Here is a 21,138-nt window from a genome sequence, read left to right on the forward strand (position 1 = left end):
CTTCCTATCCTGGCCTGTATGGCGACACCAGATTTCATCCTCGCGCTGCGAGAGAAGATCGGGAACGACCCGCTGTGGCTGTCAGGGGTGACCGCGGTGGTCCTCAGGGAAGGACGTGTCCTGCTGGCGCAACGCGCGGACAGCGGCCGGTGGACCGCAGTGACTGGCATCATCGACCCTGGAGAGCAGCCAGCGGACGCCGCGGTCCGGGAAGTACTGGAGGAGACCGGAGTCGAGGTGGTTCCTGAGCGGCTGGCGATGGTGAATGTCACCGATCCGGTGGTCTATGACAACGGAGACCAGACGCAGTATCTCGACTTGGTGTTCCGGCTCAGCTGGCAGTCCGGTGACCCGTATCCAGCCGACGGCGAGAACACTGCCACCCGCTGGTTTCCTCTGGACGACCTGCCTCCCATGACAGACGACATGATCGCTCGCATCGCCGCTGCTGTAGCCGATGAGCCCGCCGCTCGGTTCGTCGTCTCCCCGCAGTCCGAGCACGGTCACCCCACGGCCCAGCCGGCGGCAACGGGCTGAACAGCCTCCGTAGCCCATGATGACGACGTCGCGGCCGTCGCCGTCCGCCGTAGGCGCCACGGGACTCCTGAGCGCTCCCCGTAGGTGGCTGGAACCCGTGTTACGGCTGCGTCTGCTCCCGGTGAGGAGGCGACCGCACTAGCGATGCGGCGCGCCCTGCGCGGCGACAGGCTCCTGGCCCCTGCCGAGTCGCGCATGCGATGCCGCCGACCGCGAGCCGGCCCGCGTTTTCCAGGGACGCAATCACCACGGGGGCGGCCTGGACGGGGGCGCACGGCTCGCCGCGCAGCACATCACCGCCGCAGCCCGGACGGTCAGCAGCACACCCACGCCTGCCGCGCCGGCCGGCATCTGCTCTCGACGCCCTGCTCCCGCTCGGCTCGTTCCTTCCTGCACCGACGCCCTCCGCTGCTGGGACGCGGCAGCCGCGCGACGGATTCGATCGGCGTCGGCTTGCCCACAGTGGTGTTATCAAGGGTGTATGGAGGCATTCTCCGAACGCCCTCTGAGCCCGGAACGTCATCCGCACGTCGGACGCTCGCGCAAAGGTCGAGCTTCCCGGATGGACCTGCGCAGTGCGGCAGGTCAGGTGTTCCTCCTCCAGGTCGCCATCGTGGTCGTGCTGGTGGTGGCCGCGGTGGTGGGCATGGTGCTCCAGGCGGCGAGTGACGCTCTGCAGCAGGGGCGACGGGAGTCGGTCATCGCGGCCCAGTCGTTCGCGAGTGCCCCTGGCGTGGCCGCGGCACTGCAGAGCCGGGACCCCTCGGCGGTGCTCCAGCCGCGGGCCGAGGCGGCGCGCAAGCGCACAGGCATGGATTTCGTCGTCGTCATGAGCACGGAGGGGATTCGTTACACGTACCCCTATCCGCAGGAGATCGGGAAGAAGTTCGTCGGCGCCATCGCACCGGCGCTGAAGGGCCGTACCGTCATCGAGCAGGCCGGCGGGCCGCCTCTGCCCGCGGGCAAGGGGACGGACGTGCAGGCGGTGGTCCCGGTGACCGACTCGCGCGGCAAGGTGGTCGGCCTGGTCTCCGCCGGAATCACAGTCAAGAACGTGGCGGGGCTGTGGCTGCCGCAGCTGCCGATCATCTTGGCCAGCGGCGCGGTCGCGCTGGCGCTGGCCATGACGGGAACGACCCAGGTGTCCCGGCGGCTGCGGCGGCAGACCTTTGGCCTGGCTCCGGCGGAGCTGGCACAGCTGTACGAGCACCACGAAGCGGTCCTGCACGCGGTGCGGGAAGGGGTGCTGATCACCGGCGCCGACGGACGGCTGCTGTTGGCGAACGACGAGGCGACGCGGCTTCTCGGACTGCCGGCTGACGTGCGGGGGCGCTCGGTGCGGGAGCTGGGACTGTCGGAGCCGGTCATGAGCCTGCTGTCGTCGCGGGAGGAGGTCACCGACGAGGTGCGTCGCGCCGGGGACCGACTGCTGGCGGTCAACAAACGGCCGACGTACCCGCAGGGCGACCGGGGAGGCAGCGTGGTGACCCTCCGGGACACCACGGAGCTGGCGGAGATCTCGGGTCGGGCCGAGGTCTCGCGGGAGCGGCTGAAGCTGCTGTACGAGGCCGGGGTGCGGATCGGGACGACGCTGGATGTGAGGCGTACGGCCCAGGAGCTGGCCGACGTGGCGGCGCCACAGTTCGCCGACCTCGTGACGGTGGATCTGCTCGACGCGGTGCTGCGGGGGTGGGAGCCGACGGCGGAGGGCTGGCGGCATCTGCGCCGGGCGGCGATCGGCGGCGAACAGCGGATGATGCCGGTATACCGGCTGGACGAAGTGATCGCGTTCTCACCCCGCACCCCGCAGATGCGGACGCTGCAGGAGGGGCGGGGGATGCTGGAGACGGACCTGCGCCGGTCAGACGGCTGGCGGGAACAGGACCCGGAGCGCGCCCGGAAGGCCCTGGAGGGCGGGCTGCGGTCGCTGGTGGCCGTGCCGCTGCGGGCGCGGAACGTACCGCTGGGCGTGGCGAACTTCTACCGGACGGCGGATTCTCCTGCGTTCGAGCCGGAGGATCTCGCCTTCGCGGAGGAACTGGCCGTACGGGCGGCGGTAGCCATCGACAACGCCCGGCGGTTCACCCGGGAGCACACGATGGCGGTGGCGCTGCAGCGCAGTCTGCTGCCGCGTGGACAGCCGGAGCAGGACGCGCTGGAGGTGGCCTGGCGGTATCTGCCCTCGGAGGCGGGGGTGGGCGGGGACTGGTTCGACGTCATCCCGCTTCCGGGCGCGCGCGTGGCCCTGGTGATGGGTGACGTCGTCGGTCACGGGCTGCACGCGGCGGCGACGATGGGTCGGCTGCGCACCGCTGTGCACAACTTCTCCACCCTGGACCTGCCCGTGGACGAGGTGCTCGGGAACCTGGACGACCTAGTCGTGCGCATGGACAACGAGAAGAACAGGGGTGATGCCGTGGATGGCCAGGAGGGGGAGGGAGTGACCGGAGCGACCTGTCTGTACGCGGTTTACGACCCGGTGGCGGGGACCTGCACGACGGCCCGTGCGGGACACCCGGAACCGTTGGTGGTGCGCCCGGACGGGACTGTCACCTGCCTTGGTGTGCCGGTCTCGGCGCCCCTCGGCCTGGGCGGCTACCCCTTCGAGAGCGCCGAGGTGCCCCTGCCGGAGGGTTCGCAACTGGTGCTGTACACCGACGGCCTGGTGGAGAACCGCGCCCACGACTTCGACGTCGGGATGGAGAGGCTGCGCCGGTCTTTGGCCGGGGCCGGGAAACGCACTCCGGAGGAGACGTGTCAGGCGGTGATCGACGCGCTGAAGCCGTCACGCCCCTCCGACGACATCGCGCTGCTGACGGCACGTACCCGAATGTTCCCGCCCTCGCGCGTGGCCGAGTGGGACGTGCCGCCCGATCCGGCGTTGGTTCCCTGGGCGCGGGCGCGCTGCAGGGAGACGTTGCTGAAGTGGGGGCTGGAGGAGACCGGATTCGCCACGGAACTGATCGTCAGCGAGTTGGTCACGAACGCGATCCGGTACGGCTCGCCGCCGGTCGGCGTGCGGCTGTTGCACGGACGCTGTCTGATCTGCGAGGTCTCGGACGGCAGCGGTACCTCGCCGCGCCTGCGGCGGGCGGCGACCACGGACGAAGGCGGGCGGGGGCTCTTTCTGGTGGCGCAGTTCGCGCAGCGATGGGGAACGCGGTACACGACCCGTGGCAAGGTCATCTGGACGGAGCAGCTTCTTCACGACGGCGAAAACGCCGCCTCGGGCGTCGCACCGGTCGACTTCCTTCTCGACCAGTTCGACCTCGACCAGTTCGATGATCCCGGGTTGTGAGCCGCCGTTGACCCCGAGCGCCGTACGGTCGACCTTCGTCGTGCCAGCGGTGTAGCACCATCCGGCCTCGCCCCGCTGAACGGACGGCCTCTTCCGACCGGAGTGCTACTGCCCTCTGAGTGGCATCCGACCGCATCCTGACGTCGCCGTGCGGGGTGACTTCCGCACGACCCGCTACCCAGCCGCCCCGCCCTGAGCTTGACGATCAGCGACTACCGTCTGATGGGCCGATGGGCCGCCGTCCACGGCTCTCCTGTGACAGGGGTGCTGGCCACTCGCCGGCTCGGTGACGCCGGGCCCCGAACCGTGCATCACGGTGGCGTCACCTTCGCCCGTCGGCAGCCAGGGTGGTGCGAGTCAGCCGTCCCACGGTGTTCACCGTGGGCCGAGTGCGGCGGTGAGTCGGTCTGTCGTGACGATGGCTTGGGCGTAGGTGGGGCCGTTGAGTCGGTGAGCGGCGTGCATCATCTCGGGGCTGAGGGCCGCGGTGGCGTCGGTGACCAGCGTGACGTGGTAGCCGAGCTCCATGGCGTAGCGGGCGGTGGCCTCGATGCAGGTGTTGGCCAGGACGCCGACGACAACGACGTGAGTGATGCCGTGCTGCTTGAGCTGCATGTCCAGGTCCGTGTTGGCGAACCCGCTCGATCCCCAGTGTTCGTGTACGACGACCTCGCTCGGCTGCGGCTGGAAGTCAGGGTGGAACTCCCCGCCCCACGAGCCCCGGGCGAAGTGGTGGAACTCCTGGATCTTCCGCTGCGAGGGGGTCGGATGGTCCCACGACTCGTAGTCGCCCGGCTCCCAACGGCGGTGCGGTACGAAGACCACGCGCACACCGTTTTCGCGGGCGGCGGCGACCACAGACCGGAGATGGTCCAGAAGATCGACGCTGCGGGCCACGGGTTCCAGGCGGGGCCAGACCTTGCCTCCCTCCGAGAGGAAGTCGTTGTAGGGGTCGACCAGCAGGACGGCCGTGTGGCGAGGATCGTAGGTTTCGGCCATGGTTCCTCCTCGTCCCGGCCCTACTTGGCGGGGGGCGGTCCCGGTCTGCTCACAGTGGTGCCGGGCCGGGAGGCGTCACGCCTTGTGCCCGAGTCCGCTTCGCGTGCCCGAGGCACACGGTCGGTACAGGATTGCACCGGTACAGAATTGCACCGGTACAGGATTGAACGCGCTATCCGGCCGCGGCCGGGTACTTCCCGGCGTACGGCCGTAGGTGGTCGATCTCCGTCTTCTCTGCGTACTGCTCGCTCTGGCTGAGCAAGTGACGGACGTGGGGCTGACGTGCGTGTTCCTCGAAGGCGGCTCGGTCGGCGTACAGCTCGAAGAAGAGCCGCTGGTTCGGTGCTCCGTCGACTTCACTGCAGGCGTACACCAAGGTGCCCGGCTCGTGTTCGAGGACCCCCTCGACGGCATCCCGGACCAGTTCGTCGAACGCTTCACCAGCACCGTCACGCAGCGTGAAGCGGACACAAAGCGCCACCTGACTCATCCCTGCCTCCTTCTGCCACTCCCAGTCTCCTCACCCAGCGGGCGGCACGCGCGTCGACGGCTCTGGTCCGATTGCGAGAGCACAGGTCACGGCTGAGCATGAGGCTGCGTTGTCACTCCTTTCCAGCCTGGCCGGTAGCTGCCGTCCATGCCACTCCCCCATTCGCCCGGCTGCGCGTCGAATTCGCGCGTCACGAGGAGCAGCGCGATCAGCGCGTTGACGCCGAGTTGGCAGGCGGTGGAGTCGCTCAGGTGGTCGGGTACCGGCAGGAGCCTTCGGGCGTCAGGCACGAGGTATTCCTGCCAGGTACGCCATCAAAGATCCTGGCCTTCGTCCGAACGTGGCCAGGGCATGATTTCCGCTGTGCATGAGGACGAGAAGCGGCGCGGGAGCGTGTCGTACGCGCTGACCGAGGCGGAACACGGCCATGTCTGGGGCGTCTGTGCCGAGGTGGAGGGGCTGTTCGGGGAATGCCGGCGCGGGACGTACGAGTTGTTCGGCTGGGTTCCGGAGGGATCCGGCGTGTTCGGCTGGGTCGGCAGCCGGGTGTGGCTGGTGCCGGAAGATGAGGCATGCGATGCCTGGCTGCTGGAGGACGCGGAGAGTTCGGGGCAGCCCGTCGGGACGGACAGTCTGGCGCTTACCGGCCTGGACGACTACGAAGGCCCGCCCGAGGGGTACAGGGGGCGCGTTCGCGTGCACGACGGGCATCGCTGGCTGGGCTCCTGCCAGGAGTTCACCCGCATCATGTCGCCCGAGCAGATACCTGCACCGATGGTCCTGCGAGGGCTCGCGCCGAGTGATCGGCTCCGGGCGGCACTGGCGAAGGGCACCCGGCGGGCCCTGGATCTGGAGGAGGCCGCGCTGGAGATACGGGACGGCCGAGGGGAACTGCTCACCGATCGGCTGCTGTGGACCACGATCAGCGCCTGGCGCCCATCCCCCTGCCGAGAGGACCTGATCGACCTTGAGCTCGACGGAGGCCGCTTCACACCGGTCCCCGAATATGCCCGGTCGATCTGGGAGCGGTGGTTCGCCGGACCACCGGCCGCCGTGAACACCTGGGCCGGCCTCGACACCCGCCGCCGCGGGGCCTGGCGTGACCTTGTACGCGAGCGGGGCTGCCGACGATCCCACCGTGACCGGCCGGCCGGTCACGCCTACGAACTCGACGGCCGGTACATCACCGACGAACCAGCTCTCTATCTGGCGCTCGGCGAGGCGGTCAACGGACCCGGCGGCTACTTCGGCGGCTGCCTCGCCGCCCTCGACGATTGCCTGCGCGGCGCCTTCGGCTACACCGCCCCCGCCAGCTTGCTCTGGCGAGATGCTGCGACCGCGCGCGAGCACCTGTCCCACGCCCTCACACCGGACGGCCAGCCCTACGATTTGTTCACCACAGTCCTTGAAACCCTGGCCGAGGGCGGCATGGACGTCACCTTGGCATGATCGGCTGTCCGATCCCCCGCCGATCGCGTCCACGGTCGAAGCCAGCCGACCTGCTCACGATCGCGGATGGTGCATCAGGGCGTCCGGGTCCCCTTCACCGCGGGGCCGCAGAGAAGGAGACCCACGGCATGCCCTCTACGGGGCCTTACCGTCGGCGTATGACATCCACATCTACAACACCGCCCTGTCCCCCGCGGACGCAGCCGCGACCGGTGACAACCCCACCATCAGCCAACTCGACTGACCACTGGAGCTCGTTCAGGCGCTCGACCGAAGCGCTCCGGTCGAGCGCCTGCTGAGTTCGCGGGGCGATCGTGCGGCACACCCACGTACCGACCTATCCGCTGAACGCACCGGACGGGAGCCCGGAAGCCGGCTCGACCGAGGACTTCGCCCAGTACTCGGGCCAGGACGCCCGGTCCGGAGTCTGGCGGGCGCCGGTCCACCTGACGGAACTCGGCGACTACCGGGTGACCGTCGATCTACAGGACGCCACCCCGCCCCGAGCGCCGAACTCGTCGCCGGCACCAGCGGCATGCCCTTCCAGCAGATCGCCACCGAACCCTTCAGCCTGCACGTCGCGTACGCCACCCACACCAGCATGAGCGCGAACCTCAACGACGACGCATTCCTGAAGGTCTCCGGCTACGTCTACTACGAAGACGCGCAGCGCCACATGGCCCGCCAAGCCCGCCGTCACCCTGCAGTGCGCCAAGGACGGCAAGACCGGCTGGAAGAGCGCCACCACAGATCGCTCCAGCATCATCCCCCGCTCCCCCGCCGCAATCCGTCCCGCTGTCCCGGCCCGCCGACGACTACCGCTCGTACGAAGTCGAGATCACCGAGCTGTGCGTACGACGGGTCCTGATTGACGAGGAGCACGCCCGGGCCGAGCACGGGGTTCAGGAGTTCATCCGGCCCCACGTCGACGCCGTCCGCGCCATGCTCCGGGGCCGTCGACCGGCACGGACGCGGGTTCCGCACGCGCACACCTGTTGCGGCGGGCCAGGTACGTGCACCGCCCGCGGGGCGCCTGAGTCAATGCAGTGGAGCCGGGTGCCGGGGTGGCTGATGCGACACGCCTCCGACCCCTCGAGAAGCTGGCGGGCTTCGTCGCGGCCGATCTCACGGTGACGGCGCCGAGCCGCCATCCCGCAGTTCCCTTCATGGACCTGGAGAGGGTCGCCGCTGCTCCCGGCCTGCAGCGCGCCCGGCTCACCGGCCTGGCGGTGCGCGCCGCGGACCTCATCGGTTCCTGGCAGGTCACCGAGCAGCTGTCGCGGGGCGGGAGCCCGGCCGGCGGCGGAGGACGTCGTCGACCGGGCACGGTCCCGGTTCGGGCAGCACGTGATGGTCGGCCCGGCAGCACTGCTCGGCAGGGCCTCCAAGACGACGGCGTCGGCTGCGCTCGGGGAGCACGGCTGCCGGGATCGTGTCGCGGGTCCGGCAGTGTCTGTCCCCCACACGGAGCAGGAGCGGATCGTTCCTGCCCACCTCGTTGGAGTGACAGGCGCCAGAAGGGGGCGGTCACCGGGGCAGGCTGGACCTGCATACCCGTGACCTGTGCAAAGGAGTTCCCCATGCGTCTTCGTACGGCTGTCGTCGCGGCCTTCGGCGCGCTTGCCCTCGTGGTGGCCGTCCCGATGTCCGCGAGCGCCGCCACCGGTGACTTCTCCTACAAGTTCGCCGGTCTGGACGGCACTCCTCAGTCGGCCACCCTCCATGACCCGGCAAGTCCCGGTTGCATCACTCTGCCGGAGGTCGCCGACCCGGGCTCCTCCGAGCCCGCGTTCGCCCCGCACAACGACACCGACGAGTGGGTGATCGTCTTCACTGAGCCGGACTGCACGGGCGATTCCTGGACGCTGAGGCCCCACGGAAACCCCGCCACGGACCGCCTCAAACTCCGCTCGGTGTTCCTGACCGGCCGCCACTAGCGCTCATGCCGTGTCCATCGTGTCCACCGTCGGGCAGGTCCCCCACGTCTTTCAGACGCACCGGCTCCAGGTGCCACGTCAGCGAGTCGAGCAGCTGTATGAGTCCGTTCAACGACGCGCACGTCGCGGTGCCGGGGCTGGCCGTGGTGGAGATCGCGGCCGCCGATGACGGGACCGATGGTTTCCTATGCGAAGGACCCGCGCTGCATCGCCATGGCCGAGGTCCTGGTTCCGTTGCTGCGCCGCTCCTGCCCCGAGGGGGCTGGCGGTTTCGGCGGCTCCTACCAGGTGAATCTGGACGACGAGGTAGCTGGCGGGCTCGGCGGAGTCGAACTGATCCGGGCAGCGATGCGCAGGGTGGCCCGGCCGCTGGACTGGAATGTCGAGACGATCGGGTGGATCGGCACGCGCTTCGGAACGATGGTCGCCGTTCGGGACACCCGGGAGGTTCCCGCAGCGCACCGGAATGTCGTAAGTCCGGGTCAGACGCGTCTGCCCCGGGCTTGCTGTCGGCGTGGTCAGCTGTAGCGCGGGAGCCAGACCGGTGCGCTGCTGCCGCGAGGGAGCAGGATGTCCCGGAAGTGGCCTGGGGTCTTGGACATGACCACCTGGTCGGTGACGCCCTGGTAGTGGCCGCAGGGGGTGTCGGCGCTGAAGGTGTCCGGGTCCAGGTAGGCGTGGGGGGACTCCGGGTCGGGGTTGAGCGAGACCTCATGGGCGTAGTCGCGGTCGAAGACTCCGAGGCTGAGGATCCACGTGGCGATGCGGGTGAGGTTGAGGGTGACGCGGTAGCTGCCGCCCTCGGTGGCGCGGCGCATGAGCGCGGCGATGACCCCGGTGCTGCCCAGCCAGGCCAGGACATAGTCGTTGACGACGCTGATGTACGGCAGTGCCGGCGTGCTGGTGGCCTTGGCGGCGATGCCGTCCTCGCCCTCCATGAGCATGATTCCGGTGAGCGCACCAGCCGTCTGGTCAAAGCCGACGCGTGTGGCCCAGGGGCCCGCGCCGCCGACCAGGGCGAAGTTGAGGTGGATGATGCCAGGACGGATCTCCACCGCCTCCTCGGCGTTCATGCCGACTTTCTCCAGATAGCCGGGGCGGCGGTTGGCGTAGAAGATGTCGGCATCGCGCAGCAGCCTGCGGATCTGCGCCCGCCCTTCCGGACCATAGGGGTCGATGGTGACGGAGCGGACGCCGACGTTCGCGCTGTTGTACGTGATGTCGTGTTCCAGTTCGTTGGGCCGCCAGATGTTCAGCACATCCGCGCCGTGTTGGGCCAGGTCCCGGCCGACGCCTGCGCCGGCGATGATGTGGCTCATGCCCAGAGCGCGTACTCCTGACAGCGGCTGGTCCACCGAGGAGGTCAGAGGTTCAGGCTCGCTGTCGCCGATCTTCTCGATCTTCACCAGGGGCTCTCGGGCGATGTACTCGCATTCCGGCTCGCGGAGGAACTCCGCTGTGGTGCGGAGCATGGGCATCACCACACCGATCTCATCACCGGCCTTCTCCAGCTCCTCGGCGTTCCATTTGGCAACGGCATCGGCGATGGCCTGCTGCTCGGGCCAGGCACGGAGCAGCTTGTAGACGCTGTTCTTGATCTTTGGGTAGGGGTTCAACGGCATCACCCAGTGGCCGTCGCGCGCTTGGTAGAAGTTGAAGCCCAGGGGGTTCGTCGGGTCTGACGGGGTGCCACCGGGGTAGCCGTTGAGCAGCTCCCACTTCTTGTCGTAGAAGGGGCACAGCCGATGCGGGGCCTTGCGCAGATCCATCGTGATGTCCTGGCCCTCTCCGCCGCGGTGTCGCCAGAGGGCAGCCAGGGCGACCGACTTCGCCGTCATGCCCAGTGAGGGCACCGCGCCGAGGCGCATGATGCTCGGGACGACCGGGTCGCGGCCGAGGAAGGTGATCTTTCCGTCGGTGTCCTCGGGGCGCAGGTCCACTGAGGCGAGTACTGCGCGCAGGGCTTCGTGGATGTCGAAGCCGCCGTCGTCGGTGAGCGGGTTGTCGATGTTGTGCTGAATGCGGTCGGTGAGTTCTTCAACGCTCATGAGGGACCAGCTTTACGGGTTCTCAGGTGTTGGACGGTGGCCGGGGCGAGCCGGCGTCTCGGTTCACCTGTCGGCTCAGCCGTCGCCGAGGGCACGCATGACGGCGATCTGCGCGCGGTCGCGTTCGGTGGCGAGTTCATCGATCGTGCCGCCGAATTCCTTGGCCTGCTCGTTCAGCAGCTGCTTGGTGGATTCGTCGAATGCGACGTCCTCCTTGACCATCGCGGCCCAACGGCGCTCCATGCCGACCCCGAGGTGGTCCATGAAGTGGGCGAGGCCGCCCTCGCCGCCGCCGAGGTGGAAGCTGCGGAAGGGGCCGGTGCCGGCCCAGCGCTGGCCGATGGACGACGTGACGATGTCGTCCAGTTCCTGCATGGTGACCACGCCTTCGCTCACCAGGTGCACGCACTCGCGGAACATCGCCGCCTGCAACCGGTTCGCCACGAAACCGGGTACCTCTTTGCGCAGCACCTGGGGACGCTTGCCCAGGGCGAGGTAGAAGGCTCGGGCCCGCTCGATCGTCTCCGTCGACGTCCGGCCGCCCGGTACCACTTCGACCAGCGGGACCAGATGCGGCGGGTTGAAGGGGTGCCCGATGACGAGTCGCTCCGGGGCTTTGAGGACCGTGGCGATCTCGGTGGCGGGGATGCCGGAGGTGGAACTGGTGAACAGGGCGTCGGCAGGCGCGTTGGCCTCGATGACGCGCCACATCTCGTGTTTGACCTCCAGCCGCTCCGGGCCGTTCTCCTGCACCATGCCGGCCGTACGGACGGCGGCGGCGAGATCCGGTTCGAAGGACAGGTCCGTGGTGAGCTTGGACGTGTCCAGCCCCAGCGCCTGGAGCGCCGGTGATGCCTCCGCGATGGTCCTGCGTACGGCCTCGTCGACGCCGGGCTGCGGGTCGCTGACCGTGACGGACAGGCCGCGGGCCAGGAACAGTGCCGCCCATGACGCGCCGATGACACCTCCCCCGACCACGGCGGCGCTCCGGATTCCGGCAACGCCGGGGCTCTCGGGCATGGCAATCCCTTCGGTGGCCGACGTTGCGAGGTCAGGCCAGGTAGTCGTGAATGACTTCGCCCGGGCCGAGCCTGAGGTCGGTGAGGACATGAGAGGCGGAGACGATCTCCAGGACCGGCAGGTCTGCGAGCGGGGCCAGCGCATGGGCGAAGAGCTGCAGCCGAGCCGGGCCACTCCAGGAGCCCTTGACGGTGATGTCGGTGATCTGCGAGCGGATGAGTTCGCAGATGCGCGGCGTACCGTCGTAGTTCGGCAGCTTCTTGAGCATGAACGTCGGCTGCGTGACTCCCTGCCGGGCCTCGTCGGCGTCGAGCGGTGCGTGCTTGTAGCCCATCGTCGCCCGCGCGACCGGAAGGGAGCCGAAGTCAAGGCTGCCGACGAGGGTGTCGCTGTCCACGAACAGCCGAGGCTTGCCGACCTTCTTCGGGTAGGCGCTGATGTCACGTCCACTGGCAATGGCCGGGAAGTTGTCGACGTACATCGAGAGGTTGTACTCCCCGGCCACACCGTCGAACTCGACGACGGCGAGCTGCCCCGACTCGGTGTAGTCGCCGAGACCAGTCGTGTCGGGCATCCGCATGACCTCGTAGCAGACCAGCGGCTCCACCACCCGCAGCGGCTCAGGTACCACCTTCTCCAGGGCGCGCGGATCCGTCCGGTAGGTGATCCTCAGATACTCGCGGTCCGTGAACCAGTACGGGCCTCTCGGGAAGGCTGGGGCATCCAGCGGCGTGCTTGTTGCATGCACGACGTCCTCGGCGCGCATAGTTCACCCTTTCGCACCAAATCACCCTGCATCAACGATAGGTGGATATTCCGATCCGCACATCTCGCTGTGCTTTGGCGATCCGGCGCGGTCCGGCCGCAGCCGCAGCCGCAGCGCACGCTCTCAGAACCGGTGCTGCCCTGACGCTCGGCGATGAGCATCAGCAACGAGGGTGTGAGTGGACGCTCACCGGCCCTTACGTCGGCCACCGAGTGCTTGTGTGATGCGAGTGCCTGTCTCCCGCACGTTCGGCGACGGGCCGCTCGGGTGGTCCGCGGCGACACCACGACCCCAGGCGGCGCGGATCCGGGGGACCCGCCCCGGAGCCGCGTTTAATCGCGCTCAGAACCGAAACGCCGGGCGCCCAGTGCGCTGACGGGCGCGGATCTCCAGGCCACGGCCCACAGCGCTTGAGGGAGATTGCCATGAGCGGCGCCACGACCTTGCCGACACCGTCCGGTCCGTACCTGGGCAAAGGGCTGCTGCCCGCCGACTTCTACGCCTACGAGGAGCTGCTGTCGGGCCCGGAACGGGAGAAGATCGAGTCCCTCCGTGAGTTCCTCCGCACCGACGTCGACCCGATCGTCGACGACTACTGGGCCCGGGCCGAGTTCCCCTTCCAGTTGGTCGAGGGCTTCGCGAGGCTCGGTCTTGTGGGCTGGGCGGACCCGGACTCGGAGGAATCCAGGCCGAGCAACCTCTTCGCGGGTCTCATGGCATTGGAACTCGCACATGCCGACGCGTCGGTGGCGACGTTCTTCGGCGTGCACACGGGTCTGGCCATGGGCACCGTCCTCGCCTGCGGCTCCGAGGAACAGCGGCGGCGGTGGCTGCCGGCGATGAGCCGCTTCGAGAAGATCGGCGCCTTCGGGCTGACCGAGCCGCACGGCGGCTCCGACGTGGCCGGCGGCCTGCAGACGACCGCGCGCCGCGACGGCGACGGCTGGATCCTCGACGGCGCGAAGCGGTGGATCGGAAACGCGACATTCGCCGACCTGGTCGTCATCTGGGCCCGCGATGTCGAGACCCGTCACGTGCTGGGCTTCGTCGTGGAGAAGGACACCCCGGGGTTCACCGCGACGAAGATCGAGAACAAGATGGCGCTGCGGATCGTGCAGAATGCCGACATCGTGCTCGAGGGCTGCCGCGTTCCGGAGGCCAACCGGTTGCAGAACGCCAATTCGTTCAAGGACACCGCGGAGATCCTGCGCCGGACGCGCAGCGGGGTGGCGTGGCAGGCGGTGGGCATCATGTTCGGCGCCTACGAGATCGCCCTGGCGTACGCCAAGCAGCGGGAGCAGTTCGGGCGGCCCATCGGCGGCTTCCAGCTGGTACAGGATCTGCTGGTGAAGATGCTCGGCAATGCCACGGCCTCGTGCGGGATGGTGACGCGGCTCGCCCAGCTGCAGGATGCCGGGGTGTACCGGGACGAGCAGTCCTCGCTGGCGAAGGCCTACTGCACCGTACGGATGCGGGAGACCGTGGGATGGGCGCGCGAACTGCTGGCCGGCAACGGCATCATCCTCGACTACAACATCGGCCGATTCGTCGCAGACGCCGAGGCCATCTACTCGTACGAGGGCACGCGCGAGATCCAGACCCTCATCGTCGGACGCGCCGTCACCGGCGGCCTGAGCGCCTTCGTGAAGTGATGACGATGACCACCGAATCAGTGTTCACCGGCCTGTCAGTGTTCACCGGCCTGAAGGTCCTCGACGCGTCCTCGTTCATCGCGGGACCGGCCGCAGCCACCGTGCTGTCCGACTTCGGGGCGGACGTCATCAAGATCGAGCCGCCGGGGACGGGCGACCCCCAGCGGCGGCTGAGTTCCGTGCCGCCCAGTCCACAGGCGCAGGCGAACTACAGCTGGCACCTCGCCAACCGCAACAAGCGGGGCATGGTGCTGGACCTCAAGTCACCGGCGGCCGTCGAGGTCCTCGAACGGCTTGTCGAGTGGGCCGACGTGGTGATCACCAACTTCCCGCACGGCACGCGCGAGAAGCTGCACCTCGGCTACGACGAGGTATCGGGCTGGAACCCCAGGGTCGTCTACGCCGACCTCACCGGCTTCGGGGACACCGGTCCCGACGCCCGGCAGCCGGGCTTCGACCTGACCGCCTACTGGTCGCGCAGCGGCCTGCTGGCCGCCACCCGCGACGCGGGCGCCCCGCCGACCGTGCCGGTCTGGGGCAGCGGCGACTACACGACGGCGATCGCCATCTACGCGGCGATCACGACCGCCCTCTACCACCGCGAGCGGACCGGACAAGGGGCCAACGTCGGGACGTCACTGCTGGCCACGGGCGTCTGGGCCACCGGGACCCTGGTGGCCGGCGCCCTCGCCGACGGCACCCCCTTCGAGCTGCACGACCGGAAGGCGCCGGCGAACCCGCTCATCAACCCGTACCGGACCGCGGACGACGAGTGGTTCATGCTGGTCGCATCACCACCCCACTGGCCAGGACTGACGCGGGCCATCGGGCGCCCCGAGCTGCTCGAGGACCCGCGTTTCGCCGACATCGAGGGCGTCATCGAGAACGCCGCCGCGCTGAGCGAGCTGCTCGACACCGAGTTCCGCGCGCGGCCCTTCGCCCACTGGAAGGACGCCCTGGCCCGGGAACGCGTCACCTACAGCCTCATTCAGACCCCGGAGGAGGCCGCGCAGGACCCGCAGCTGCGCGCGAACGACATCGTGGTGCCGCTGGAGGGAGTCAGCGGGCTCACGGAGACCATCAGCAGCCCGCTCAACCTGCGAGGGGTGCCGAAGGTGCCGGCGAAGCGTGCGCCGGACCTGGGCGAGCACAACGACGAGATCCTCGCCGAGCTGGGATTCGGCCCCGCCGAGATCGCCGAGCTGCGCGCCCAAGGAGCGATCCCCGGCACGACGGAAACGGAGAACCCGCGATGAGCGCGGCATCCGAAGCGGCCGACCTGGTGCTCCACGAACGCCACGACGGCGTGCTGACCATCACCATCAACCGCCCGGCGCAGAAGAACGCCATGGACCACGAGGCCGCGCTGCAGCTCGCGGCGGCTGTCGACCTGCTCGACGCCGACCCGGAACTGTCGGTCGGCGTGCTCACCGGCGCGGGCGGGGTGTTCAGCGCGGGCATGGACCTGAAGGCATTCGCCAAAGGCGAGCTGCCGGTGCTCCCCGGCCGGGGATTCGGCGGGCTCACGGGCACGGCGGTACGCAAACCGCTGATCGCCGCAGTCGAAGGCTGGGCGCTCGGCGGCGGCTTCGAGATGGTGCTCGCCTGCGACCTGATCGTCGCCGCGGACGACGCCCGGTTCGGGCTTCCCGAGGTCACGCGCGGTCTCGTGGCGGCGGCAGGCGGACTGGTCAGGCTGCCGCGCCGCCTTCCTTACCACGTCGCCTCGCGCGTACTGCTCACGGGCGAGCCGCTGACCGCCGCCGAAGGCAAGGACTACGGCCTCGTCAATGTGCTGACCCCACCGGGCGGCGCGCTGGACGGGGCCCTGGAACTGGCGGGGCGCGTCGCGCGGAACGCACCGTTGGCGCTGGCGGCCGTCAAGGAGGTCCTGCGTGAAACGCAGGGCCTGAACGAGAGCGACGCCTTCAGACGCCAGGACGAGATCACGAGCGGAGTGTTCGACAGCGAGGACGCGCAGGAAGGCGCGCGGGCGTTCGCGGAGAGGCGGGCCCCCGTCTGGCACGGCCGCTGACACCGGTCACGTCAGCGGCCTGCGTTCCCTCACCCTCGTCCGGCTCCCGGGGAGTGATCCGCCGACGCTTTGTCAGCGCGCAGGTGCCACATTCCGAGTTTGGGCCGCCACACGACCGCACCAACCCGGCGTCCTGTCCCTGGGGCCGCAACCACACCGATGACGGCACTGGCCTCATCAATACGATCGGGTCGTCCGCTCCAGTCGGGCGACGACGCCGGCGATGTCGTCGCCCGCGCGCCGGTGAGGCCGAGGCCGGCGAGGAGGGCGTCGGCGAGGTGTTCCGCGCCGAAGTCGATGCAGGTGGGCGAGCGTCGAGGTCGGGCGGGTCAGGCCGATTTCGATGTCCTCGTCGCGGCGTTCGATCAGGCTCCTTTCACCCCGGACACCGCGGCACCTTCACCTGCGCCTGGGCAACGCAGGGGCCGACCACCACTACAGCCCGGCTGCTCGCTCAGACCAACGGGCGGCTTCCCGAAGACCGATCGCGGGCTGCAGGCGCGCGTACCGCACCCCCGGCCCGGTGCCCTGGGCCCGGTTCAGGGCTGCGTTCAGTGGGTGGTGTATCCGCCGTCGACGGGCAGGGCGACGCCGGTCACGAAGCTGGCGCCGGGGCTGCACAGCCACAGGACGGCGGCGGCGACTTCCTCGGCCCGGCCGAGACGCCCGATGGGCTGCTCACTCATGATCGCGGCCATGGCCTCGGCCTGCCCCTCGAGCATGCCGGCGACCATCGGAGTCTCGATCACACCGGGGCAGACGGCGTTGATACGGATGCCCTTGGGCGCGTACTCGACCGCGGCGCTCCTGGTCAGACCGATCACACCGTGCTTGGAGGCGTGGTAGGCGGCGCGCTCGGGCAGGCCGACCAGCCCGCCGAGGGAAGAGCAGTTGACGATCGCCCCGGAGCCCTGGATGCGCATCTGGCGCAGCTCGTGCTTCTGGGCAGCCCACACACCGCGGAGATTGACGCCGTTGACGCGGTCGAAGTTCTCGGCCGTCTCGTCGGCGGCGCCCGAGGGCGGGACCTGGATACCGGCGTTGTTGAAGGCCATGTCCAGGCGGCCGTAGGTGTCCACCGCGCTCTGGACCATGGCGGCGGCCTGGTCCTCGTCGGTGACGTCGCACGCCACACCGACGGCCTGGTGCCCGGCGTCGGTGAGGTCCTTCGCCGCCCTCTGCACGGCGGCCTCGTCCACGTCGGCCAGCACGGCGGCCGCACCGGCCTGGGCGAAGGCGCGGGCGGTGGCCAGTCCCATACCGGATGCCGCGCCGGTGACCAGGGCGACCCGGCCTTCGAAGTTGTACTTCGGGTTCATGTTCAGGGGTCCGATCTCTGTGGCAGGCGGGCCCGGCGTCGGGGGTACCGCCTCGTGTACAGGGGTGTGTCAGCCGGGTTCTCGCTGCGGCGGTTGTGCCCGGCAGTTGGCCAGGGGCGCAGACTCGCGGTGCGGGCAGTTGGTCCGGTAGCCGTTCTCGCGGTTGGGGCAGGTTGTCGTCCGAGGCGAGGAACGAGCCGACCACGAGTTGGCCGGGCATAATGCCCGTCACTTCGCTGTCGGCCTCTTCGACGATGCCGACGTCTTCGTGGCCGCCGGGCGTGGGCCCGGCGATCTCGTCGATGCCTCGGCAGTCCCGCAGGCCCGAGCAGGCCCGAACCGCAGACACAGGTGGCGACGGTGGGGATCACCGCTCACCGCACGGTGGGCTGCTCCAGGGCGACCTCGGGCCGGACTTCAACCCGTACGTCGCATGGGGATGTGATGGACGGTTGCCTGCATGATCTTTTCCGTGGTCGCGGAAGGAGGGGGGCGGGGCGCCGGATGGGTCCGGGCGCCCGGAGAGGGCCAGGGGCGCGGGCGGGGCTGCGGGGGCCCAGGTACTCGTCCGCCATGACCGACTCCTTTCCGTGCGGAGAGCCAGCGCCCTCCCCTGCTCGCCGGGAAGGACATCGCCTTCCGGTTCCGACCTCCCGGGCGGCGTGTGCCGCGTGGCGAGGGCGCTGCCGTCTGCCGGCCTGACATCGATGAGACCGCAGGTCAGACGTGTGTGGAAGGACCTGCTGTTACATGTACTGGCAGGGCACCCCTCACCCGCTGCGAGCCTGCCGACCCCGGGTCACCGGCGGGTCAATGGGCTGCGCCGTGAAGAGGCCGCGAGGCTCGTTCGGAGTCAGCGCCGAGCACTACGCCCGCACGGAACGCGCTGTCACGCCCATCCCGAAGCCGTCCAGAGCTCCGGGCGGGTCTGCCGACTGCCCGGCGCGTGCGTCACTCCTGGACCTCGAGTAGATCGTGCGTCAACTCCGGGAAGAAGGCTGGGAGATCGCCCCGGAAGACCTGGCGCGCATCTCGCCGTACCCAACGGAGCGCATCCGCCGCTTCGGCGAGTACGCCACCCACGAACTCGGCCTTGAGCCCGAGGAGTACGACCCGCACCTGGATATCGATTTCAGCCGCGCGCGACGGGCTGCCGCTCTGTGCGACCCCAGTGCGGCTATGGGCGCAGTGCGACGCGCACCGCGACGCCGAGCATCTCGACGAATTCGTGGCGGGTGGTGACCCGGTGCTTCCACCCCTCACCCGCGGCCTCCAGGACGTCGGCGATCTGCCGCGGGGTGACGTCTCCGCCGGGCCGGCCCGAGGCGGCGACAGCCTCGGTCAGCTCGTCGATGAAGGCGGCCCGGCTCTCGTCGTACATCTCGTTGAGCCGCACGGCCCCGTTCTCCAGCAGGCCGTCGACGCCCTCGCTGAGGTGCGTGCCGACATAGCGACCGAGGTAGGCGTCGAGTGCCGCCACCACGCGCGCTTCGAGCTCCGCACCGGGCGTCTTGAGCGCCGCACGGGCGTCCTCGAGGGCGGTGTCCAGCTCCTGACGCATCGTGGCGCGGAACAGCTCCTGCTTGTTGGAGAACAGGAAGTACAGGCCGGGCCGGGAGATGTCAGCGGCCTGCGCCACCGCATCCATCGACGCCTTGCGGTAACCGAACGTGGCGAAAACGGTCAGGGCGGTCGCGAGCACCTGCTCACGACGGTGGGAGTCTCCTCGAACTTCGGTCACATTGACACCATACAGGATGTGCGTGCTATACATTTTCTGTCGAGTTTGTTCAGTCAGGGCATCCGAATCATTCGGCTGGCCCGGTTATGCGCAAGTTCGACCAGGGGGTCGCACTACACACGAAAAGAGCACCATCATGAGCAAGACCGTTCTCATCACCGGCACCTCGACCGGCATGGGCGAGGCTCTCACCAGCGAGTACGTGGCCCGCGGCTGGAACGTCGCGGCCACCATGCGCACCCTGGCCAAGGCCCCGGCGTCGTTCGCCGAACTCCCGAACGTGCTGGTCACGCGACTCGACGTGACCGACCCGGCCAGCATCGAGGCCGCCGTCAAGGAGACCATCGACCGCTTCGGCGCGATCGACGCCGTCGTCAACGCGGCCGGCTATGGCCAGATCGGCACCGTCGAGGAGGTCAGCGCCGAGGAACTGCGGGCCCAGTACGAGACCAACGTGGTCGGCGTCGTCCAGGTGATCCAGGGCGTCCTGCCGCACATGCGCGAGCGCGGCAGCGGCCACATCCTCAACATCGGCTCCATGGGCGGCCACGTCGCCCTGCCGACGATGAGCGTGTACACCTCCTCCAAGAGCGCCGTGCAGAACCTCACCGAGGGCCTGGCCTGGGAGCTGCAGCCGCTCGGTATCAAGGTCACGCTGGTGGAGCCGGCCGGCTTCAACACCAACTTCACGGCGAACTCGACGATGCCCGCCCGGTCCATCGCGGACTACGCGGACTCCTACGCACAGATGGCCGAGTTCGACCAGCAGGCTGTGCGCGGCGACCTGGTGAAGTCGATGTCCGCCGTCGCCGACGTCACCGGCATCGACGAGCCGCCGCTGCACCTCGCGGTGGCCACGGCCGGCCTGGAGATGGTCCGCGGCCACTTCGCCCAGCTCCTGGACGAGTACGACCGCTGGGAGTCGGTCACCGCCAAGACCGACTGACCAACCGGTCTCCGCTGCACCACCAGGCCATACCGTTGCCCGGCGCCCTCGGCGCCCTCGGCGCCGGGCGACGGTGCGCCATTGACTGCCGCGGACGGCGTCACTGCGGCGCGCATCCGAGGGGTGCCCCCATCTCTTTGGTCAAGCCGCCGGGCCCCGTTGCCCGTGGCGGTGTCAGGTCGGTGCGATGGTTGGCGCCGTCGCAGGTGAACAGGGTCGCCAGCCGCAGGGGTATGAGTGGAACGGATCACTGACGACCAGGTCGCACGGCTGGCCGGCTTCGTGGCGGCACGCATCCCCGAAACCACTGCGCTTCACGGCGAAGCCCGCCGCACTACCGCAGCCCTGCGCCTGGCCGCGAACGGCTGAGGACTCAGGGGAGACGGAGCTGCACCCAGCCGCCTCGTGGAACCTGCTGGTCGCCTTGGCTGGAATCTGGCACGCCCATCCGGAGTTCCCAGCTGACGCCGCCGTAGAGACTTTCGATTTCAACTGCGAGTCGCCCCTCTCGACGTCCGATGCGGCGTTGGCGGCCCGCCTTGCGCAGGAGAGACCGAAGCCGCGCCGTGCTCAGCCCCGCAGCCGCGGCCGGACTGGGGACTACGGTGAGGATCATGCGGGCCTCCGGGTGGGCCAGGCCTGCATTCTTGACCTGGCAGGCTGCCAGGACGGCGCCGCACCAGGTGCAGGAGGGCCGGCACAGCAAGGTCCTGGAGCACGTCACCTACAGCACGACCAGTGTGCGGGAGGAGAACCGCGAACTGCGCCGCCGGCAGGAACGCCTGCTCAGCGACCTCGGCCCATGTCCGCACGGCTGTCGACGATCTGCGTCGCGAGATCGCCCAGGCCTGGGCCCACACCCTTGGGCTGCCCCACATCCCCGGCACAACGGAAGCGGCCG

The 21,138-nt window shown here is 69.3% G+C and carries 20 protein-coding genes; 10 read left to right on the top strand and 10 right to left on the bottom strand.

What is annotated here, in order from left to right; genetic code table 11:
- The first annotated feature begins 18 nt into the window (after positions 1-18).
- Both MB828_RS16260 and MB828_RS16265 read left to right on the top strand, forming a co-directional pair.
- Positions 19-537 (top strand): NUDIX hydrolase, encoded by a 519-nt coding sequence (locus MB828_RS16260; protein ID WP_301648799.1) that lies wholly within the window; start codon positions 19-21, stop codon positions 535-537.
- 562 nt (positions 538-1,099) lie between these two features.
- Complete coding sequence (locus MB828_RS16265; protein WP_301648800.1) at positions 1,100-3,835, top strand: SpoIIE family protein phosphatase/ATP-binding protein; 2,736 nt, start codon at positions 1,100-1,102, stop codon at positions 3,833-3,835.
- Between the two features lie 375 nt (positions 3,836-4,210).
- Here the strand turns inward: MB828_RS16265 and MB828_RS16270 are convergent, their stop codons facing one another.
- From MB828_RS16270 to MB828_RS16280, 3 genes are all read right to left on the bottom strand, one after another.
- Positions 4,211-4,834 (bottom strand): cysteine hydrolase family protein, encoded by a 624-nt coding sequence (locus MB828_RS16270; protein WP_301648801.1) that lies wholly within the window; start codon positions 4,832-4,834, stop codon positions 4,211-4,213.
- 172 nt (positions 4,835-5,006) lie between these two features.
- The gene (locus MB828_RS16275; RefSeq protein WP_301648802.1) at positions 5,007-5,324 is read right to left on the bottom strand and encodes a putative quinol monooxygenase; all 318 of its coding nucleotides are present in this window, start codon (positions 5,322-5,324) and stop codon (positions 5,007-5,009) included.
- An 86-nt stretch (positions 5,325-5,410) separates the two neighbouring features.
- Positions 5,411-5,614 (bottom strand): hypothetical protein, encoded by a 204-nt coding sequence (locus MB828_RS16280; protein ID WP_301648803.1) that lies wholly within the window; start codon positions 5,612-5,614, stop codon positions 5,411-5,413.
- Positions 5,615-5,675: 61 nt separating this feature from the next.
- Between MB828_RS16280 and MB828_RS16285 the strand changes: the two genes are divergently transcribed.
- A complete protein-coding gene (locus tag MB828_RS16285; protein WP_301648804.1) occupies positions 5,676-6,773 on the top strand; it encodes a barstar family protein in 1,098 nt (365 codons plus the stop codon).
- 463 nt (positions 6,774-7,236) lie between these two features.
- Here the strand turns inward: MB828_RS16285 and MB828_RS16290 are convergent, their stop codons facing one another.
- The gene (locus MB828_RS16290) at positions 7,237-7,539 is read right to left on the bottom strand and encodes a hypothetical protein (protein ID WP_301648805.1); all 303 of its coding nucleotides are present in this window, start codon (positions 7,537-7,539) and stop codon (positions 7,237-7,239) included.
- A gap of 136 nt (positions 7,540-7,675) precedes the next feature.
- Entirely contained in the window at positions 7,676-8,239 is a 564-nt protein-coding gene (locus tag MB828_RS16295) for a DUF6233 domain-containing protein (RefSeq protein ID WP_301648806.1), read from the bottom strand.
- A 114-nt stretch (positions 8,240-8,353) separates the two neighbouring features.
- Between MB828_RS16295 and MB828_RS16300 the strand changes: the two genes are divergently transcribed.
- Positions 8,354-8,710, top strand: a complete 357-nt coding sequence (locus MB828_RS16300; protein ID WP_301648807.1) for a hypothetical protein — start codon at positions 8,354-8,356, stop codon at positions 8,708-8,710.
- Positions 8,711-8,875: 165 nt separating this feature from the next.
- Positions 8,876-9,238, top strand: a complete 363-nt coding sequence (locus MB828_RS16305; protein ID WP_301648808.1) for a hypothetical protein — start codon at positions 8,876-8,878, stop codon at positions 9,236-9,238.
- Here MB828_RS16305 and MB828_RS16310 read toward each other — a convergent pair.
- The 3 genes from MB828_RS16310 to MB828_RS16320 form a co-directional block, all read right to left on the bottom strand.
- A complete protein-coding gene (locus MB828_RS16310) occupies positions 9,229-10,758 on the bottom strand; it encodes a CoA transferase (RefSeq protein WP_301648809.1) in 1,530 nt (509 codons plus the stop codon). The two genes, MB828_RS16305 and MB828_RS16310, sit on opposite strands and share 10 nt — an antisense overlap.
- Before the next feature lie 75 nt (positions 10,759-10,833).
- Positions 10,834-11,778: a 3-hydroxyacyl-CoA dehydrogenase NAD-binding domain-containing protein gene (locus MB828_RS16315; RefSeq protein WP_301648810.1), complete on the bottom strand. Its 945-nt coding sequence runs from the start codon at positions 11,776-11,778 to the stop codon at positions 10,834-10,836.
- A 31-nt stretch (positions 11,779-11,809) separates the two neighbouring features.
- Positions 11,810-12,544 carry an acetoacetate decarboxylase gene (locus MB828_RS16320; RefSeq protein WP_301648811.1) on the bottom strand — a complete coding sequence of 245 codons (735 nt, stop codon included), beginning with the start codon at positions 12,542-12,544 and terminating at the stop codon, positions 11,810-11,812.
- A gap of 425 nt (positions 12,545-12,969) precedes the next feature.
- On the opposite strand from MB828_RS16320, the gene MB828_RS16325 reads away from it, so the two are divergent.
- From MB828_RS16325 to MB828_RS16335, 3 genes are read left to right on the top strand one after another with little or no spacing between them, the layout of a single operon-like run.
- A complete protein-coding gene (locus tag MB828_RS16325) occupies positions 12,970-14,196 on the top strand; it encodes an acyl-CoA dehydrogenase family protein (protein WP_301648812.1) in 1,227 nt (408 codons plus the stop codon).
- A 5-nt stretch (positions 14,197-14,201) separates the two neighbouring features.
- Positions 14,202-15,452 (top strand): CaiB/BaiF CoA transferase family protein, encoded by a 1,251-nt coding sequence (locus MB828_RS16330; protein ID WP_301648813.1) that lies wholly within the window; start codon positions 14,202-14,204, stop codon positions 15,450-15,452.
- Positions 15,449-16,231 carry a crotonase/enoyl-CoA hydratase family protein gene (locus MB828_RS16335; RefSeq protein ID WP_301648814.1) on the top strand — a complete coding sequence of 261 codons (783 nt, stop codon included), beginning with the start codon at positions 15,449-15,451 and terminating at the stop codon, positions 16,229-16,231. The genes MB828_RS16330 and MB828_RS16335 overlap by 4 nt, the downstream gene beginning before the upstream one ends.
- A 551-nt stretch (positions 16,232-16,782) precedes the next feature.
- Here the strand turns inward: MB828_RS16335 and MB828_RS16340 are convergent.
- Positions 16,783-17,550, bottom strand: coding sequence for a glucose 1-dehydrogenase (locus MB828_RS16340; protein WP_301648815.1), 768 nt, complete (start codon positions 17,548-17,550; stop codon positions 16,783-16,785).
- A 1,177-nt stretch (positions 17,551-18,727) separates the two neighbouring features.
- Positions 18,728-19,291, bottom strand: coding sequence for a TetR/AcrR family transcriptional regulator (locus MB828_RS16345; RefSeq protein WP_301648816.1), 564 nt, complete (start codon positions 19,289-19,291; stop codon positions 18,728-18,730).
- 136 nt (positions 19,292-19,427) lie between these two features.
- Between MB828_RS16345 and MB828_RS16350 the strand changes: the two genes are divergently transcribed.
- Complete coding sequence (locus MB828_RS16350) at positions 19,428-20,237, top strand: SDR family NAD(P)-dependent oxidoreductase (protein WP_165941726.1); 810 nt, start codon at positions 19,428-19,430, stop codon at positions 20,235-20,237.
- A 237-nt stretch (positions 20,238-20,474) separates the two neighbouring features.
- The gene (locus MB828_RS16355) at positions 20,475-20,606 is read left to right on the top strand and encodes a hypothetical protein (RefSeq protein ID WP_301648817.1); all 132 of its coding nucleotides are present in this window, start codon (positions 20,475-20,477) and stop codon (positions 20,604-20,606) included.
- Positions 20,607-21,138: the final 532 nt, after the last annotated feature.

The organism is Streptomyces arenae (genome assembly GCF_022343545.1).
GTDB classification, from domain to species: domain Bacteria; phylum Actinomycetota; class Actinomycetes; order Streptomycetales; family Streptomycetaceae; genus Streptomyces; species Streptomyces humi.

Coding starts and splice junctions, on each gene's coding strand:
- MB828_RS16325 (WP_301648812.1), top strand. CDS start 12,970: ATGAGCGGCGCCACGACCTTGCCGACACCGTCCGGTCCGTACCTGGGC.
- MB828_RS16260 (WP_301648799.1), top strand. CDS start 19: ATGGCGACACCAGATTTCATCCTCGCGCTGCGAGAGAAGATCGGGAAC.
- MB828_RS16315 (WP_301648810.1), bottom strand. CDS start 11,778: ATGCCCGAGAGCCCCGGCGTTGCCGGAATCCGGAGCGCCGCCGTGGTC.
- MB828_RS16340 (WP_301648815.1), bottom strand. CDS start 17,550: ATGAACCCGAAGTACAACTTCGAAGGCCGGGTCGCCCTGGTCACCGGC.
- MB828_RS16310 (WP_301648809.1), bottom strand. CDS start 10,758: ATGAGCGTTGAAGAACTCACCGACCGCATTCAGCACAACATCGACAAC.
- MB828_RS16335 (WP_301648814.1), top strand. CDS start 15,449: ATGAGCGCGGCATCCGAAGCGGCCGACCTGGTGCTCCACGAACGCCAC.
- MB828_RS16290 (WP_301648805.1), bottom strand. CDS start 7,539: ATGATGCTGGAGCGATCTGTGGTGGCGCTCTTCCAGCCGGTCTTGCCG.
- MB828_RS16350 (WP_165941726.1), top strand. CDS start 19,428: ATGAGCAAGACCGTTCTCATCACCGGCACCTCGACCGGCATGGGCGAG.
- MB828_RS16330 (WP_301648813.1), top strand. CDS start 14,202: ATGACCACCGAATCAGTGTTCACCGGCCTGTCAGTGTTCACCGGCCTG.
- MB828_RS16275 (WP_301648802.1), bottom strand. CDS start 5,324: ATGAGTCAGGTGGCGCTTTGTGTCCGCTTCACGCTGCGTGACGGTGCT.
- MB828_RS16270 (WP_301648801.1), bottom strand. CDS start 4,834: ATGGCCGAAACCTACGATCCTCGCCACACGGCCGTCCTGCTGGTCGAC.
- MB828_RS16300 (WP_301648807.1), top strand. CDS start 8,354: ATGCGTCTTCGTACGGCTGTCGTCGCGGCCTTCGGCGCGCTTGCCCTC.
- MB828_RS16305 (WP_301648808.1), top strand. CDS start 8,876: ATGACGGGACCGATGGTTTCCTATGCGAAGGACCCGCGCTGCATCGCC.
- MB828_RS16265 (WP_301648800.1), top strand. CDS start 1,100: ATGGACCTGCGCAGTGCGGCAGGTCAGGTGTTCCTCCTCCAGGTCGCC.
- MB828_RS16285 (WP_301648804.1), top strand. CDS start 5,676: ATGATTTCCGCTGTGCATGAGGACGAGAAGCGGCGCGGGAGCGTGTCG.
- MB828_RS16320 (WP_301648811.1), bottom strand. CDS start 12,544: ATGCGCGCCGAGGACGTCGTGCATGCAACAAGCACGCCGCTGGATGCC.